Raw genomic sequence first — 15,035 nt, forward strand, 5'->3', positions numbered from 1 at the left:
CACGGCGCCGAAGCCCCGCTGTTAGACGCCGAGTTGGCGCCGCACGACCGGCCCGACCGGCGTCCGTGCCTACGCCCTGTAGTCAAATTCCCGCCTGCCGCACGACGCCATGCACGCACTCTCGGCGTGCCGGGCGCAGACCCACGTACAACCAGTACGAGGGTCCGCGCCGGTCACCTCTCCCGCGCCGTCGCCACGGCGAACCCGGCGATCCACGCGGGGATCGGCTCGTAGAAGCGGGACGTCATCGCGTACGGGCCGGTGGCGGCGAGGGAGGCGAACGCGGCGATCCAGCTGCGGACCTCGTGCGCGGAGCCGCCGCCCTCCCGCGCCATCCCGGCCACCGTCCAGGAGTCGAACTCGGCCAGCTCGCCGTTCTCCAGATGGTCGAGGAGACGGTTGTCCCAGGCGGGGTTGACGGGGATCATCGCGGTCGATCCTGCGGCGTAGTCGCGGCCCGCCTGGACGACCCGCTGCTCGCCCTTCGCGCGCTGCTCGGGGGTCGGGGGGCGGCCCTCGATGAGCGCGTCGGCGACCCGGGGCGGCGCGCCGTCCAGCACGGGTACGGGCGGGTCGTGCGAGAGCCCGCCGGAGGCGAGGAACAGCACGCGTCGATCGAGGGCGGCGGCGGCCTCCCCGACCGCCGTGCCGAGCGCCCGGATACGGCTGACCGGGCCCAGCGGGGTGGCGACGCCGTTGACGAAGACAGGCACGACGGGGACGCGGTCGATGCCGCCGAAGAGCACTTCGAGGGGCTGCGCGAAGCCGTGGTCGACGGTCATCCGGGCCGAGACGGTGAGGTCGACGCCACGGTCGAGGACACCCTGGGCCAGGGCTCTGGCGGCGTCGGTGTCGACCGAGAGCGGGCCGGCCTGCGAGCCGAAGTCGCCGACCGCGTGTGCCTCGGTGGCCAGGCAGAACGGTGGCATCTCCTTGTAGAAGAAGCCGTTGTAGTGGTCGGGCGCGTACAGCACCACCAGCTCAGGGTCGAAGTCGCGGACGAAGGCCTTCGCGCCGTCGACGGCCTTGCCGACCCGGGCCAGTACGTCGGCTTCCGGGTCGTTTTTGCCGATGAGCGGTGAGTGGGACAGCCCTACGGCGGCTGCGGTCATGGTGGTGGTCCTTAACTCCGGGGAGCCGGCGGGTGGATGACGAGCTTGCCGGTGAGGCCGCCGTCGATCATGAGCTGGAAGCCCTTGTGGATGTCCGTGAGGGGCAGCGTGCGGTCGATCACGGGGCGGGCGCCGGTCGCGTCGAGCATGCGGAGCATCGCGACCAGTTCGGCGCGGGTGCAGCCGGTGGAGCCGAGGATGCGCTGCTGGAGGTAGAAGATCCGGCCCAGGTCGGCGGGCGGGTTGGTGCCGCTGGTGGCGCCGGCGATCACGAGCGTGCCGCCGGGGCGCAGGGACTTCAGGGAGTGCGACCAGGTCGCCTCGCCGACGGTCTCGACGACGACGTCGACACGTTCCGGCAGCCGCTCCCCCGTGGGCAGCGCCGCTCGCGCGCCCCAGGAGAGGGCCTCGGCGCGCTTGGACTCGCTGCGGCTGGTGGCGTAGACGACGGCGCCCGCGGCCACCGCGAGCAGAATCGCGGCGGAGGCGACGCCGCCGCCGGCGCCCTGCACCAGTACCCGGTCGCCCGCGGTGATCCGGGCCTGCGTGAACAGCATGCGGTAGGCCGTCGTCCAGGCCACGGGCAGACAGGCGGCCTCCTCGAACGACAGCCACGACGGTTTGGGGACCAGGTTGCGGGTCGGAACGGTGAGGTACTCGGCGAAGGCACCGTCGTGCCGCTCGGACAGCAGCGCCCGGCCCGGGTCCAGCGTCTCGTCGCCCCGGCCGGCGTCCGGGTCACCGAGCACCGGGTGGACGATGACCTCGTTGCCGTCGTCGTCGTATCCGGCCGCGTCGCAGCCGAGGACGATCGGGAGGCGCTCCGGCGGATGGCCGACGCCCCGCAGCGTCCACAGGTCGTGCATGTTGAGCGAGGAGGCCACGACGCGGACCCGGGACCACCCGGGCTTCGGAAGGGGCTCCGGGACGTCGCGCAGCACCAGCCCCGACAGCGGGTCGGTGGCGCTCTGGGAGATGGCGGTTGCAGCTAGCACGTGTGCACGTTCGCCCCGACCGGGCACCGGGCCATAGCCCGTGTGCCGCTGTGCAGCACACCCGGTGCGGTGCACGGTGTCGCAGGGGTGCGAGGGACGGGCCGGGGCCGGGCCCGCGGCACGGCGTGCTTAAAGTGGTCCCGTGTCCTCAGGAAACGTCGTGGTGGCGCGCAACATCCGCCTTCTCAGAGAGCAGCGTGGCCTGTCCCTGGCCGAGTTGGCCCGCCAGGCGGGGCTGGCGAAGCAGACACTGTCGAAACTGGAGCAGGGTACGGGCAACCCCACGGTGGACACGCTGTTCTCCATCGCGGCGGCGCTCGGCGTGCCGGTCACCAGGCTGGTGGCCGAACGGGAGCAGGTCATGACCGTGCAGCGGGCCGACGACGTGGTCTGGGAGCAGAACGGCGGATACGAGTCACGCACGCTCGACCACGTGTACGGCTCCGGTGTCATCGAGAACTACCTGGTGCGCGTCGGCCGCGCTCCGCAAGGCGCGAGCCGGCCGTCCGAGCCGCATCCGGTGGGCACCCTGGAGCATCTGTACGTGATCAGCGGACGGGTGCGGGTCGGCCCCGCCGACAGTCCGGTGGAACTGTCGGCGGGTGACTTCGTGCGCTACCCGGGCGACCGGCCGCATGTGTACGAGTCACTGGAGGGGGAGAGCCTGGTGCACATCGTGGTGAGTGTGCCGCGCGTGCAACCCGGTACCGGCGGCACGAACGTCGCACGGACCCATGGCGGCGGACAGCACTGACGGCCGCACGGGCCGCCGAGCCGGTGCCCTTCCGGGCCACGGCCTCCCGCCCGGGGTCAGGCGGCGGGCAGTCCGTCGAGGCCGGACGGCGCCGAGTGCCGCGCCTTGGCGGCGGTGACGACCCGGGTCGCCGCGTAGGCCACGCGGCGCAGGGCCGGGGCGAAGCGTGCCGGGTCGAAGCGATGGTCGGCGCCCGCGACGGAGAGCGCGGCCACCGGCCGCCCCGCCGGTCCGAGGATCGGCACGGCGACACAGGTGAGACCGAGAACGGCCTCCTGACGGTCGTAGGCGATGCCGTCCTGGCGGATGCGTCCGAGGTCGGCGCGGAAGCTGCCGGGATCGGTGAGGGTGTACTCGGTGCGCGCCGACAGGCCCGCCGCGACGGCCGCCTCGGTGGCGTCGTGGTCGAAGGCGAGCAGGGCCTTGCCGACACCCGTGCAGTACGCGGGCAGCCGGGCGCCGATCCGGGACGGTGAGCGAGCCGCCCGGTGGCCGTGGATCTTGTTGACGTAGACGATCTCGGTGCCGCGCAGCACGGCCAGGTGCACCGTTTCATGCGTCAGTTCGTACAGATCCGCGAGGTAGGGCAGCAGTCGCTCCTGGAGCAGCATCGGCGTCGGGCCGCAGACGCGGTTGCCGATGTCGATGAGCTGGGTGCCCAGCCGGTAGTTGCTCCCCACCCGTTCCACCAGGTCGTTGCGCCGAAGGATGCCGAGCAGGCGGAAGGCGGTGGACTTGGTGAGCCCGGCCCGGCGGGCCAGTTCGCTGACGCCGATCTCGCGGTCCTCCTCGGCGAGCGACTTCAGCAGGACCAGCGCCTTGTCGACCGCGGTCTGCTGGTCGGGGGCGGCCGTCCCGCAGGGGGGTTCGGCAGGCTCGGACAGGGAGGCGGGAAGAGACATGAGGGCTCCGAGGAGTGAGGCACCTGGCGACCATTGAAGTGGACGCGTGTCCAACATAGGAGACAGGCAATGCAGTTGTAAACCGCCTCGTCAGCTCCACATCGGGGCTCGTTCGTGGGGCCCGGCACGGATGCCCGCCGCGCCCTGCCGGATCCCCTCCGCGCGGGACGACAGCGCCGCCCGTCATGCCGGCAGCGGCACGACGGGCGGCGAGGGGATTCGCGGGCGTTGCGGTGACCGCCGCCTCAGCGGTCGAACTCCCCGTCCCGGGTCTCCGGCAGGGCCAGGACACAGCCCAGGCTGACCAGGCACAGCCCGCCGGCGTAGATCCCGAGGACGTACGGCGACGGCCAGTGGGCGGTCAGCCAGGTGGCGACGAGCGGGGCGAAGCCGCCGCCGAGGGTGTTGGCGAGGATGAAGGTCGCCGAGGCTCCCGTGTAGCGCAGCCGGGCCGGGAACAGCTCCGGCAGGAAGGCCGCGACGGGCGCGAACATCAGGGTGAACAGCACCAGCCCCACGGTGAAGGCCCCGCTGATCAGCACCCCGCTCCCGGTCTTCAGGGAGCCGAACATGGGCAGGGCCCACAGCGCGCACCCGACGGCACCGGCCAGGATCACCGGTCGTCTGCCCACCCGGTCGGCCAGCCGCGCCACCGGCACGGTGGCCGCCGCTCCGGCAGCGGCGGCGATGCTCGCGGCGGTCAGCACGGTGTTCTGCGGGATGCCGAGGGCCTTCGGACCGTAGGAGAGGCTGTAGACGATCGTCAGGTAGTAGACCGCCGAGCCGCCGATCGCCGTGCCGATACCGAGCAGCAGCCGGCCGGGGTACTCCTTGACCAGGGCGCCGAGCGGGAAGCGCGGGGCCGGTGCGGCGGCGGCCCTGTCCTTGCCGCCTTCCGCGACCCGCTCGCGGAACACCGGGGACTCCGTGACCCGGCTGCGGACCCACAGGCCGATGACGACCAGGAAGGTGCTCAGCAGGAACGGCACGCGCCAGGCCCATTCGGCGAAGCCGTCCTTGCCCGCGACGGCCAGCGTCGGCAGGATCACGGCGCTGGACAGCAGGAAGCCGAGCGGCGGGCCGGCCTGCGGAATCGACGCGAACAGCGCCCTGCGCCCCGGCGGCGCGTGCTCGGCCGCCAGCAGCACCGCCCCGCCCCACTCGCCGCCCATGCTCACGCCCTGGAGCAACCGCAGGACGATCAGCAGCACGGGCGCGACGAAGCCCGCGGTCTCGTATGTCGGGAGGAGGCCCACGCCGACCGTGGCCACGCCCATCACCACCAGGGAGAGGACCAGGGCCCGCTTGCGGCCGACGCGGTCGCCGATGGTGCCGAAGAGCACCACGCCGACCGGGCGGGCCAGGAACGCGGCGGCGAAGGTGAGGAAGGCGGCCAGGGTGGAGAGCGTGGCGTTGCCGGAGGGGAAGAAGGCCGGGCCGAGCACCAGCGCGGCCGCGGTGCCGTACACGGCGAAGTCGTAGTACTCGATCATGGTGCCGACCAGGCTCGCCACGGCGACCCGGGACACATCGGATTTCCGCGCGGCGGGCGCGGCGGCGGGGCTGGCAGCGTCCGCTTGTGCGGCGCTGCTGGTGGTCTCGGACATGGAGCGGCTCTTTCCGATCAGGTCCTGATCCGGCGTGATCCAGGACACAACTGGGGACTGCGCCGGGACTGTAGGGACCCCCTGACCGGTTGGCGGAGGCATGTGCCGCTGTGCGGCACGAGGCAAACGGAGCCACCGACACCGTTGTGCCGCACCACGGAACAGTGGCTGGCCCGGCCGTCCCCGGGTGCCGTCTGCTGGGCTCATGCAGCGACAAGACACCACCGCTCCGGTGCGCGGCACCGCGGCCGGGGTGTCCGAGGAGATCCAGCGATGACATCCACCCCCGTCCGCCGACCGGTGGACCGCCTCGCCCGCGTCCCCGAGCCGGCCGTCGACGTCGGCCCGTACTTCGACCTCGACCACGGGCTCGTCGACCGCACGATCTTCGGTGACCCCGCCCTGTACCGGCAGGAGCTGCGCCGCGTCTTCGCACCGAGCTGGCTGTTCCTCGCGCACGAGAGCCAGTTCGTCAAGCCCGGTGACTTCTTCACCACGTACATGGGCGAGGACCCGGTCATCGTCACCATGGGCAAGGACCGCAGGCTGCGCGCGTTCCTCAACGCCTGCCGTCACCGGGGCATGCGGGTGTGCCGCGCCGACGCGGGGGCGACGAAGGCGTTCACGTGCAGCTACCACGGCTGGTCGTACGACACCTCGGGCAGGCTGGTCAACGTCCCCAACGGCGAGGACTATCCGGCCCACTTCGACCGGGACCAGTGGGGTCTGACCGAGGTCGCGCAGCTCGACACGTACAAGGGGCTGGTCTTCGCGACCTGGAACCCGCAGGCGCCCCCGCTGGTCGAGGCGCTGGGCGGGATGACCTGGTACATGGACGCGATGCTCGACCGCGACCCGGAGGGCACCGAGGTGGTCGGCGGGGTGCACAAGTGGGTGCTGGAGGGCAACTGGAAGCTCGCCGCCGAGCAGTTCGCCTCCGACTGGTACCACGTCAACATCTCGCACGCCTCCGCGCTGATGGTCATGTCGCCCACCGGCAAGGGGCCGAAGACGGAGATCGTGCAGACGCCGGGCCGCCAGTACACCGACCCGCTCGGCCACGGCCACGGCTTCCCGACCCACCCGAAGAGCCGCTTCGACGACCGCGTCGTCCACGGCCACTACGACTACGAGGCGTTGCGCGAACGGCTCGGCGACGCCCGGGTCGAGGGCCCGATGACCACCGGCCACGCCACCGTCTTCCCCAACTTCTCCTACCTCCCCGTCAACGGCTCCATCCGGGTCTGGCACCCCAAGGGCCCGGACCGGATGGAGGTCTGGGCGTGGACGCTCGTCGACAGGTCGATGCCGGACGAGGTGAAGGACGCCCAACGCGTCTACAACCTGCGGACGTTCGGGCCGACCGGCATCTTCGAGCAGGACGACGGCGAGAACTGGAGCGAGGTCCAGGCCACCGCGCACGGCTTCGTCTCCGGCTCGATGACCCTCAACTACCAGATGGGGCTGGGTCTTGAGGCCGAGGACGGCGTCCACCCCGGCACCACCGGCCGCCTCTACAGCGACGGCGCCGCCCGCGGCTTCTACGCCCGCTGGCGCGACCTGATGAACACGCCCGCCTGGCACGAGAAGGACACCCGATGACAACCAACAGCGCTGTTCGCGTCGCCGCCGTCGGCGACATCGAGGAGGGCGAGGCGCTGAAGGTGCCCGCCGAGACCACCGGCCGGGCCGACGCCATCGCCGTGTTCCACGACGGCGGCGCCTACTACGCCCTCGACGACACCTGCAGCCACGGCCAGGCCTCCCTCTCCGACGGCTGGATCGAGGGCGGCGAGGTCGAGTGCCCGCTGCACAGCGCCCGCTTCTGCCTGAAGTCAGGCGAACCGCAGTGCATGCCCGCCACCCTCGCCCAGCGCACCCACCGGGTCGAGGTACGGGACGGAGAGGTCTGGCTGCACCCCGGCGAGGAGTCCGCCGGATGAGCGCCCCCCGCGGTATCGCCGTCGTCGGCGCGGGCCTGGCCGCCGTCTCCACCTGCGACGCCCTGCGCGCCCGGGGCTACGACGGCGAACTCGTCCTGTACTCCGCCGAGCACGGGCTGCCGTACGACCGGCCGCCGCTCAGCAAGGACGTCCTGCTCGGCAAGTCCCGCCGCGAGGACGTCCTGCTGCGGCCCGCGCAGTGGTACGACGAGAAGGGCATCGAACTCCGCGACGGCACCCCGGTCCGGGCGATCCGTCCGCGCGAGGGCGGTCTGGAGCTGGCGGACGGGACACGTGCCACCGCCGACCGGATCGTGCTGGCAACGGGCGGGACTCCGCGCGCGCTGCCGGTGCCCGGCGGCGACGACCCCGGCGTCCATGCGCTGCGCACCTGGGAGGACGCCGAACGCCTCCGTGAACGGCTGCTGCCCGGGGCCCGGGTCGCGGTGGTCGGGGCGGGGCTGATCGGGGCGGAGACCGCGGCCGTCGCGCACGCTCTGGGCTGCCGCGTCACGCTGATCGACCCGGTACCGGTCCCGCTGGCCGCGGTGGTCGGGGACGAGATCGCGAGCGCGCTGCACTCCAGGCACTCGGCCGAGGGCATTGAGGTCCTGACAGCCGGCGTCGAACGCATCGAGCGCCGCCCCGGTGGCCTCCTGGTGCGCCTTTCTGGATACGGCGGTTCCGTGGCCGTCGACACGGTCGTGGCCGGCATCGGCATCCGGCCGGCCATCGAACTCGCCGAGTCCGCCGGGCTGATCGTGGACAACGGCATCGTCGTCCGCCCGGGGCAGCGGACCTCCCACCCGAACGTCTTCGCCGTCGGCGACGTGGCCCGTCGTGACGGGCACCGCGTACGCCACGAGCACTGGGAGGCCGCACAGCGGGACGGCGAGGCGGTCGCACACGGCGTTCTCGGGCTTGCGGTGCCCGAGGCGGGCGCTTCCTGGTTCTGGTCCGACCGGCATGGTTCACGGCTGGAGGCGGTCGGGAGCATGGCGGACGCCGAGCGCAGAGTGTTGCGCGGGGCTGTGGACACCGGTGCGTTCACCGTGTTCGGGCTGCGGGGTGACCGGGTGGTGGCCGCCGCTGCCGTGGACCGGCCTCGGGACATCAAGGCCGCGCGGCGAATCGTCGATCGAGGTGTCGTCGTGGACGAGGGCGTGCTGTCCGACGAGAGCGCGGATCTGCGCACGCTGTTGAAACGCTGACTCGTCTGCCGAGTGCGGTGTCTTCAGCGTCTGCGGACCGTCTGGGGCTGGTCGCGCCGCGCCCACGCGGCGGAAGCCGCAAGATCCAACACTGCCCCGCGCCCCTCAGGGCGTCACCGCCCCCCGCTGTGCCGTTCAGCGGCACATCCGCTCCCGCATTCACCCCCTTCCGCGCTGGACTGTCACCACCCGGCGCGGCCGCAGGAGGACCCACCGATGAGCATTCACCCGACCGACGAGGTCACCGACACGGTGACCGGAGCCGACATCCGGCTTCACTTCGAGGTGCAGCGGCTCTACGCCGTCGAGGCGCAGCTCCTCGACCAGCACCGCTACGCCGACTGGCTGGAGCTCTTCGCCGAGGACCTGCACTACTGGGCGCCGGTGCGTACCAACCGGCTGCGACGGCAGCAGGCCCTGGCCGACGGCGCGCCCGGCGAGGTCGCGATCTTCGACGAAACCAAGGCGAGCCTGGCCTGGCGGATCCGACGCTTCGACTCCGGCATGGCCTGGGCCGAGGACCCGCCGTCCCGCACCCGGCATCTGATCACCAACATCACCGTGCGAGCGGGCGAGGAAGCGGGCGAGTACGTCGCCGAGTCCGCCTTCCTCTGCTACCGCAACCGCCTGGAACGCGAGGTCGACCTCTACGCCGGCGGACGCACCGACGTCCTGCGCCGCGAGCCGGACGACGGCCGGCTGCTGATCGCCCGCCGCACGATCCTGCTCGACCAGAACGTCCTGCTCGCCAAGAACATCAGTACCTTCCTGTGAACCGGAGCTCGCTCGTGACCACTGAAGAGACCACAGAGGTGAAGCTCGTCGAGCACACCGTGCAGACCACGCTCGGAACCATCGCGGTCAGCGAGGCCGGCGAGGGACCGGTGCTGGTGATGCTGCACGGCGGCGGCCCCGGCGCCGGCGCGGTGGCCAACTACCACCAGAACCTCGCCGCGTTGACCCCGCACTTCCGGGTCGTGCTTCCCGACCAGCCCGGTTTCGGCGGCAGCTACCGACCCACCGAGGCCGACCTCGACGCCCGCAGCATCACCGAGATCACAGTCGACGCCCTCGTACAGACCCTCGACGCCCTCGGCATCGAACGCTGCCACCTGCTCGGCAACAGCCTCGGCGGCGCCGCCGCGATCGCCCTCGCGCTCGAAGTCCCGCAGCGCGTCGAGAAGTTGGTGCTCATGGCGCCCGGCGGCGGCTGGCTACCCTTCGGGCCGACCCCGACCGAGGGCCAGAAGGCCATGTTCCGCTACTACAACGGTGAGGGCCCGACCCTGAAGAAGATGCGGGACTTCATCGGGGTGATGACCGCCGAGCCCAAGCGCTGGGCGGACACCGCGCAGGCCCGCTACGAGGCGTCCCTCGACGAGTCCCACATCGCCTTCTACCACGCCTACAACGCCGCCTTCGCCAAGCGGCACGGCATGGACCCGCTCTGGCAGCGCGTCCACGAGATCAAGGCGCCCACCCTCCTGCTCTGGGGCCGCGACGACCGCACCATCACCCTCGACGGCGCCCAGCTCATGCTCAAGCAGATCCGTGACGTCCAGCTGCACGTCTTCGGCGGCTGCGGGCACTGGGTGCAGCTGGAGCGGCAGGCTGAGTTCGAGCGCCTGGTCACCGACTTCCTCAAGGAGCACTGACCCATGGGCTGGCTGACGGACGAGGTCGCCCTGATCACCGGCGGCGGTTCCGGCATCGGCCGCGCGGTCGCCCTGCGCTACCTCGCCGAGGGCGCACAGGTCGCCGTACTGGACCGGGACGCGGAACACCTGGGCGACCTCCCGAACGGCGTCCTCGCCATCCCCGGGGACGTGCGCTCCCCCGAGGATCTCCACGATGCCGTACACGCCACCGTCGAACGGTTCGGCAAGCTGGACGTCCTCGTCCCGAACGCCGGGATCTGGGACTACCACCGCAGCATCACCCGGCTCACCGGCAAGGAGCTCTCCGAGGCGTTCGACGAGATCTTCGCCGTCAACGTCAAGGGCTACGTCCTGGCCGTCGAGGCCGCCTGGCGGGAGCTGGTCGACACGCGCGGGAGCATCGTCATGACGCTGTCCAACGCCTCCTTCCACACCGACGGCGGCGGCTCGCTCTACACCGCCAGCAAGCACGCCTGTCTCGGCCTGCTCCGCCAGTTCGCCTACGAGCTGGCACCCAGGGTCCGCGTCAACGGCGTCGCCGTCGGCGGCATGCGCACGCAGCTGCGCGGACCGGAGAGCCTCGGCCTCCAGGACCGTACGCTGGCCGCGTCCTTCGCCAGAAACGAGGCGTCGGGCCGGCGGCAGCCACCGCTCATCCCCCTGTACGACTCCGGGGTGGAGCCGGAGGACTTCACCGGCCCGTACGTCCTGCTCGCCTCCCGCACCGACAGCGGCACCGTCACCGGAGCCGTCATCCCCGCCGACGGCGGCATCGCCGTCCGCGGTTTCCGTACGCCCGCCGGCGGCGCCGGCCTCTGACCCGCCCCTGTCCGTCCGCTCGACAGCCATCGAAGGAGCCGCCGTATGGCCGCCGTCGACATCAGTCCCGCCACGGCGCTGCACCGCAGAGCCCGGTCGCGTACCGCCAGCGCCCTGGTCTACGAGGGGCGGGAGATATCCGCCGCCCAGCTCGACGACACCGCGGCCGCCTTCGCCGCCGCACTCGCCGAGCAGGGGCTGCGCCGTGGTGACCGGATCGCCTACCTCGGCTTCAACAGCGTGACGTTCTTCGAGACGTTCCTCGCGGCGGCCCACCTCGGAGCGGTCTTCGTCCCGGTCAACTTCCGGCTCGCGGCCGACGAGGTGCAGCACATCCTGGTCGACAGCGGCGCCCACACGCTGGTGGTGGAGGAGGGCCATCGTGAACTCGTCGAGTCGGTCCTGGGCGAGGTGCCGGCCCGCCGGCACCTGCTGGTCGACACCGACCCGTCATGCCCGGCGACGCAGGCGCCCCCGGCCCCCTGGATCCCGCTGTCGGAGCTGCTGGGCGCGGGCCGGGCCGCGCGGGAGCGGGCCGCCCTGCACGACGCCGACCTCGCGATGCTCATGTACACCTCCGGCACCACCGGGCGGCCCAAGGGTGTGATGCTGACCCACGGCAACATCTGGTGGAACGCGGTCAACGTCGACAGCGTCGTCGACACCCGGGCCGACGACGTGAACCTGGCCGTCGCCCCGCTCTTCCACATCGGCGGCCTCAACGCCCTCACCCTGCGCACCCTGCTGCGCGGCGGCACGGTCGTGCTGCGCCGCGGCTTCAACCCCGAGCAGTGCCTCGACGACCTGGTCCGGTACCGCGCGACCAGCTTCTTCGCCGTCCCGGCCATGTACGCCGCCCTGGCCCGTGTGCCCGGCTTCGGCACGGCCGACCTCTCCGCCCTGCGGTCGGCCATCGTGGCGGGTGCCCCGGTGCCGCCGCAGCTGATCAGGGACTACGGCGAGCGGGGCGTCCTGCTCCAGCAGGCGTGGGGGCTGACCGAGACGGCGCCGTTCGCGACCTACCTGCCGGCCGGGCTCACCCTGGAGAAGACCGGCTCGGCCGGCACCGCCATGCCGTACACCGAGGTCTGTCTGACCCACCCGGGCACGGGCGCCAGGATCCATGACGTCGACGCCCGGGGCGAGATCTGTGTACGCGGTCCCAACGTCACCCCCGGCTACTGGAACAACCCGGACGCCACCCGCGCCGCCTTCGACGACGCCGGCTGGTTCCACACCGGCGACATCGCCCATCGGGACAAGGACGGTCTCTACTACATCGTCGACCGCCTCAAGGACATGATCATCAGCGGCGGGGAGAACGTCTATCCGGCCGAGGTGGAACGGGTCCTCGACGCCTACCCCGGCGTTCTGGAGGCGGCGGTCATCGGTGTCCCCGACCCCAAGTGGGGCGAAACGGTCCTCGCCGTCCTCACCTGCGAGCCCGGTACCGAGCCCACGGTGGACGACGTCCGCGACTTCGCGGGCCGGGAGCTGGCCCGTTACAAGCTCCCCACCAGGGTCCTGATCGCCGAGCGCCTGCCCCGCAACGCCAGCGGCAAGCTCGCCAAGGCCGAACTCCGACGCTGGGTCGAGCAGCAGACCGCCTCGACTCACTGACCCACCCCTCACACCATCGCGGAGCCCGATGCCATGGCCCTCGTCCTCGACGCCCCACCGGCGCCGTCCTTGCCGCCCCGCGCCGGCGGCTGGGCACTACGGCCGACCACTGACCCCGCCGAGGCCTCCCGTCGCGGCGCCCGCGCCTACACCGCCACCTGCGACGCCGGGCCGCCCGTCCGCCTGGAGATCCACCGCGTACCCCACCACCCACTGCGCGCCTGCTACCCCTTCGGCGCCCATGACCTCGTCCTCTCCGTCACCCCTGCGACAGAGGTGGCCCCGATCACCGACTTGCTGCGCGGCCTCCTGCCCGCCCTCTTCACCGCCGACCCCCGCTGCCGCCGCATCATCGCCGCACCGGCCGAGTGCGACTCCGCGACCCAGCTCACCCTGGAAGCCGCGGGATTCCGCCGAGTGACCGAGGCCGACCTGCCCGACGGCTCGGTCGTGCTGTACACGGCGGAGCCGCCGTCCGTGACGGGTGTGTCGACGGCTCTCGACGACATGCCTCACTGAACGCGGTTCCGACCTGGCCGAGCGCATCCTTGGGGGCGGAACATCCAGGCGCCGGTCGGGCGGTCAAGCGGTCACCCAATAGGTGCGCGTGTTGGTGAACTCGCGGATGCCCGCGGCGGCCAGTTCACGCCCGTAGCCGCTGCGCTTGGTGCCGCCGAAGGGCAGGCGGGGGTCGGAGGCGACGACGGCGTTGACGAAGGCGGCTCCGCTGGTGATACGGCGGGCGAGGGCGACGCCGCGGTCCGGGTCGGCCGTCCAGATGCTGAGGCCGAGTCCGTACGACGAGGCGTCGGCGAGCCGTACGGCGTGGTCGTCGTCCCGGGCGACGGTGAGGGCGGCGAGTGGGCCGAAGGTTTCCTCGTCGAAGGCGGGCATTCCGGGGCCGGTGTCGGCCAGGACGGTGGGCCGGTAGAAGAAGCCGTCGCCTGGCACCGGCTTGCCTCCAGTCAGAAGGCGGGCGCCGGCCGCGAGGGAGTCCTCGACCTGCCGCTGGATCGCCGCTCGCAGGTCGTCGCGGGCGAGCGGGCCGATCTGGGTGTGCCGTTCACGCGGGTCCCCGAGGCGCAGGGCTTCGACTCCGGCCACGAACGCGGCGGTGAACGCGTCCGCCACGGGGGCCGCGACGACGAACCGCTTGGCGCACACGCAGCTCTGTCCGGAGTTGGTGAAGCGTGCCTTCACCGCGGCGGCAGCGGCCGCTTCGACATCGGCGTCGTCCAGGACCACGAAGGCGTCCGAGCCGCCCAGTTCCAGCACGGACTTCTTCGCCGCGCGTCCGGCCGCCGCACCGACGGCCGCGCCCGCCCGGTTGCTCCCGGTGAGAGTGACGGCAGCGACGCGGTCGTCCTCGATGAGCCGGGCGGTCGTGTCCGGTACGTCGGTGTCGGCGAGCACGAGAGCGGTCACCAGGTGTTCGGGGAAACCGGCTTCGACGAAGAGGTCCTGGAGGGCGAGCGCGCTTCCGGTGACGTTGGAGGCGTGCTTGAGCAGGACGCCGTTGCCCGCGACCAGGGAGGGGACGGCGAAGCGCATGACCTGCCAGACGGGAAAGTTCCACGGCATCACGGCCAGGACGAGTCCGACGGGCTCGTAGGCCACCCAGGCCTTCGCTCCGTCGACCTCGACGCGCTCGTCGGCGAGGATCGCGGGGCCCTGCCGGGCGTAGTACTCGGCCGTGACCGCGGACTTCTCGACCTCGCCCTCGGCCTCCCGCACCGGCTTGCCCATCTCGGCGACGGCCAGTGAGGCGAGGTGGTCCTTGTGCTCGCGGAGGCTCCGGGCGAGGTCGGCGGCGCGGGCGGCCCGCTCGGCGACCGGCACCAGGGCCCAGGTGCGGCTCGCGGTGTGGGCCCGTGCCACGGCGGTCTCGACGCGGTCGGCGTCCCAGCCTTCGTAGGTGGCCGTCGGCTCGCCAGTGGTGGGGTCGAGGGTCCGGATGGTGCGGCTCATGCGGTGGGTGCCCCTCCCTTGTCGTGCGCGGAGAGGTGCTCGAAGGTCTCGCCGGTGGCGGTGATGGTGCGGGTGACGTCCCGGCCGCCGTAGACCCAGTAGATCCGCATGACGCCCTCGCCGCGGTTGAGGAACCGGTGCGGGATGCCGGCCGGGACCCAGGTGGCCTGGCCGACCTCCAGGTGGAAGAACTCGCCGTCGATCTCCGCGGTCGCCTCGCCTTCGAGGATGAGGACGGACTCCTCGACGTTGTGGCTGTGCAGGGGCAGGCCGGTGCCGGGCTGGAAGACGGTCTGGCCGGTCGTGACGACGGCGTTCTCCGAGTTCCATTTGCCGACGTAGGGGATGGTGGCCACGCCTCCGCCGCGGTCGAAGCGTTCGACCTCGTCGGGGTGGATGAGCAGGTTGGGCTCGGCGGGGTGGTGCGTGCACATGAAGGCGGCTCC

Annotated in this window: 15 protein-coding genes; 9 read left to right on the forward strand and 6 right to left on the reverse strand. The window is 72.1% G+C overall.

The features are described 5' to 3' along the window. Positions 1 to 173: 173 nt before the first annotated feature. Together AQJ67_RS07300 and AQJ67_RS07305 are read right to left on the reverse strand one after the other, a co-directional pair. Entirely contained in the window at positions 174 to 1,112 is a 939-nt protein-coding gene (locus AQJ67_RS07300; RefSeq protein ID WP_062717218.1) for a 3-carboxyethylcatechol 2,3-dioxygenase, read from the reverse strand. 11 nt (positions 1,113 to 1,123) lie between these two features. Then, positions 1,124 to 2,107 (reverse strand): zinc-binding dehydrogenase, encoded by a 984-nt coding sequence (locus tag AQJ67_RS07305; RefSeq protein WP_062717219.1) that lies wholly within the window; start codon positions 2,105 to 2,107, stop codon positions 1,124 to 1,126. 142 nt (positions 2,108 to 2,249) lie between these two features. Here AQJ67_RS07305 and AQJ67_RS07310 point away from each other — a divergent pair, with 142 nt between their 5' ends. After that, a complete protein-coding gene (locus AQJ67_RS07310; RefSeq protein ID WP_063807290.1) occupies positions 2,250 to 2,861 on the forward strand; it encodes a helix-turn-helix domain-containing protein in 612 nt (203 codons plus the stop codon). Between the two features lie 56 nt (positions 2,862 to 2,917). Here the strand turns inward: AQJ67_RS07310 and AQJ67_RS07315 are convergent, their stop codons facing one another. Beyond that, a complete protein-coding gene (locus tag AQJ67_RS07315) occupies positions 2,918 to 3,763 on the reverse strand; it encodes an IclR family transcriptional regulator (RefSeq protein ID WP_062717221.1) in 846 nt (281 codons plus the stop codon). 245 nt (positions 3,764 to 4,008) lie between these two features. Next, complete coding sequence (locus AQJ67_RS07320; protein WP_062717506.1) at positions 4,009 to 5,370, reverse strand: MFS transporter; 1,362 nt, start codon at positions 5,368 to 5,370, stop codon at positions 4,009 to 4,011. 273 nt (positions 5,371 to 5,643) lie between these two features. On the opposite strand from AQJ67_RS07320, the gene AQJ67_RS07325 reads away from it, so the two are divergent. The 8 genes from AQJ67_RS07325 to AQJ67_RS07360 all read left to right on the forward strand — a co-directional run bounded on the left by AQJ67_RS07325 (position 5,644) and on the right by AQJ67_RS07360 (position 13,140). Beyond that, complete coding sequence (locus AQJ67_RS07325; RefSeq protein ID WP_062717222.1) at positions 5,644 to 6,972, forward strand: aromatic ring-hydroxylating dioxygenase subunit alpha; 1,329 nt, start codon at positions 5,644 to 5,646, stop codon at positions 6,970 to 6,972. Further along, positions 6,969 to 7,313 carry a bifunctional 3-phenylpropionate/cinnamic acid dioxygenase ferredoxin subunit gene (locus AQJ67_RS07330; RefSeq protein ID WP_062717223.1) on the forward strand — a complete coding sequence of 115 codons (345 nt, stop codon included), beginning with the start codon at positions 6,969 to 6,971 and terminating at the stop codon, positions 7,311 to 7,313. The genes AQJ67_RS07325 and AQJ67_RS07330 overlap by 4 nt, the downstream gene beginning before the upstream one ends. Continuing rightward, on the forward strand, positions 7,310 to 8,524 hold the full coding sequence (locus AQJ67_RS07335; protein WP_062717224.1) for an NAD(P)/FAD-dependent oxidoreductase: 1,215 nt from the start codon (positions 7,310 to 7,312) through the stop codon (positions 8,522 to 8,524). The genes AQJ67_RS07330 and AQJ67_RS07335 overlap by 4 nt, the downstream gene beginning before the upstream one ends. Positions 8,525 to 8,740: 216 nt before the next feature. After that, positions 8,741 to 9,298, forward strand: coding sequence for a 3-phenylpropionate/cinnamic acid dioxygenase subunit beta (locus AQJ67_RS07340; protein ID WP_062717225.1), 558 nt, complete (start codon positions 8,741 to 8,743; stop codon positions 9,296 to 9,298). A gap of 14 nt (positions 9,299 to 9,312) precedes the next feature. After that, positions 9,313 to 10,179 (forward strand): alpha/beta fold hydrolase, encoded by an 867-nt coding sequence (locus AQJ67_RS07345; protein WP_062717226.1) that lies wholly within the window; start codon positions 9,313 to 9,315, stop codon positions 10,177 to 10,179. Between the two features lie 3 nt (positions 10,180 to 10,182). Further along, positions 10,183 to 11,001, forward strand: a complete 819-nt coding sequence (hcaB, locus tag AQJ67_RS07350; protein ID WP_062717227.1) for a 3-(cis-5,6-dihydroxycyclohexa-1,3-dien-1-yl)propanoate dehydrogenase — start codon at positions 10,183 to 10,185, stop codon at positions 10,999 to 11,001. 45 nt (positions 11,002 to 11,046) lie between these two features. Continuing rightward, complete coding sequence (locus tag AQJ67_RS07355; RefSeq protein ID WP_062717228.1) at positions 11,047 to 12,621, forward strand: acyl-CoA synthetase; 1,575 nt, start codon at positions 11,047 to 11,049, stop codon at positions 12,619 to 12,621. A 33-nt stretch (positions 12,622 to 12,654) separates the two neighbouring features. Continuing rightward, positions 12,655 to 13,140, forward strand: a complete 486-nt coding sequence (locus AQJ67_RS07360) for a GNAT family protein (RefSeq protein ID WP_062717229.1) — start codon at positions 12,655 to 12,657, stop codon at positions 13,138 to 13,140. A 63-nt stretch (positions 13,141 to 13,203) separates the two neighbouring features. Here AQJ67_RS07360 and AQJ67_RS07365 read toward each other — a convergent pair whose 3' ends face one another. Both AQJ67_RS07365 and AQJ67_RS07370 read right to left on the reverse strand, forming a co-directional pair. Beyond that, a complete protein-coding gene (locus AQJ67_RS07365; RefSeq protein WP_062717230.1) occupies positions 13,204 to 14,589 on the reverse strand; it encodes an aldehyde dehydrogenase family protein in 1,386 nt (461 codons plus the stop codon). Further along, complete coding sequence (locus tag AQJ67_RS07370; RefSeq protein ID WP_079055819.1) at positions 14,586 to 15,023, reverse strand: cupin domain-containing protein; 438 nt, start codon at positions 15,021 to 15,023, stop codon at positions 14,586 to 14,588. Before AQJ67_RS07370 ends, AQJ67_RS07365 begins: the two co-directional genes overlap by 4 nt. Positions 15,024 to 15,035: the final 12 nt, after the last annotated feature.

It is taken from the genome of Streptomyces caeruleatus (genome assembly GCF_001514235.1).
GTDB classification, from domain to species: Bacteria; Actinomycetota; Actinomycetes; order Streptomycetales; family Streptomycetaceae; genus Streptomyces; species Streptomyces caeruleatus.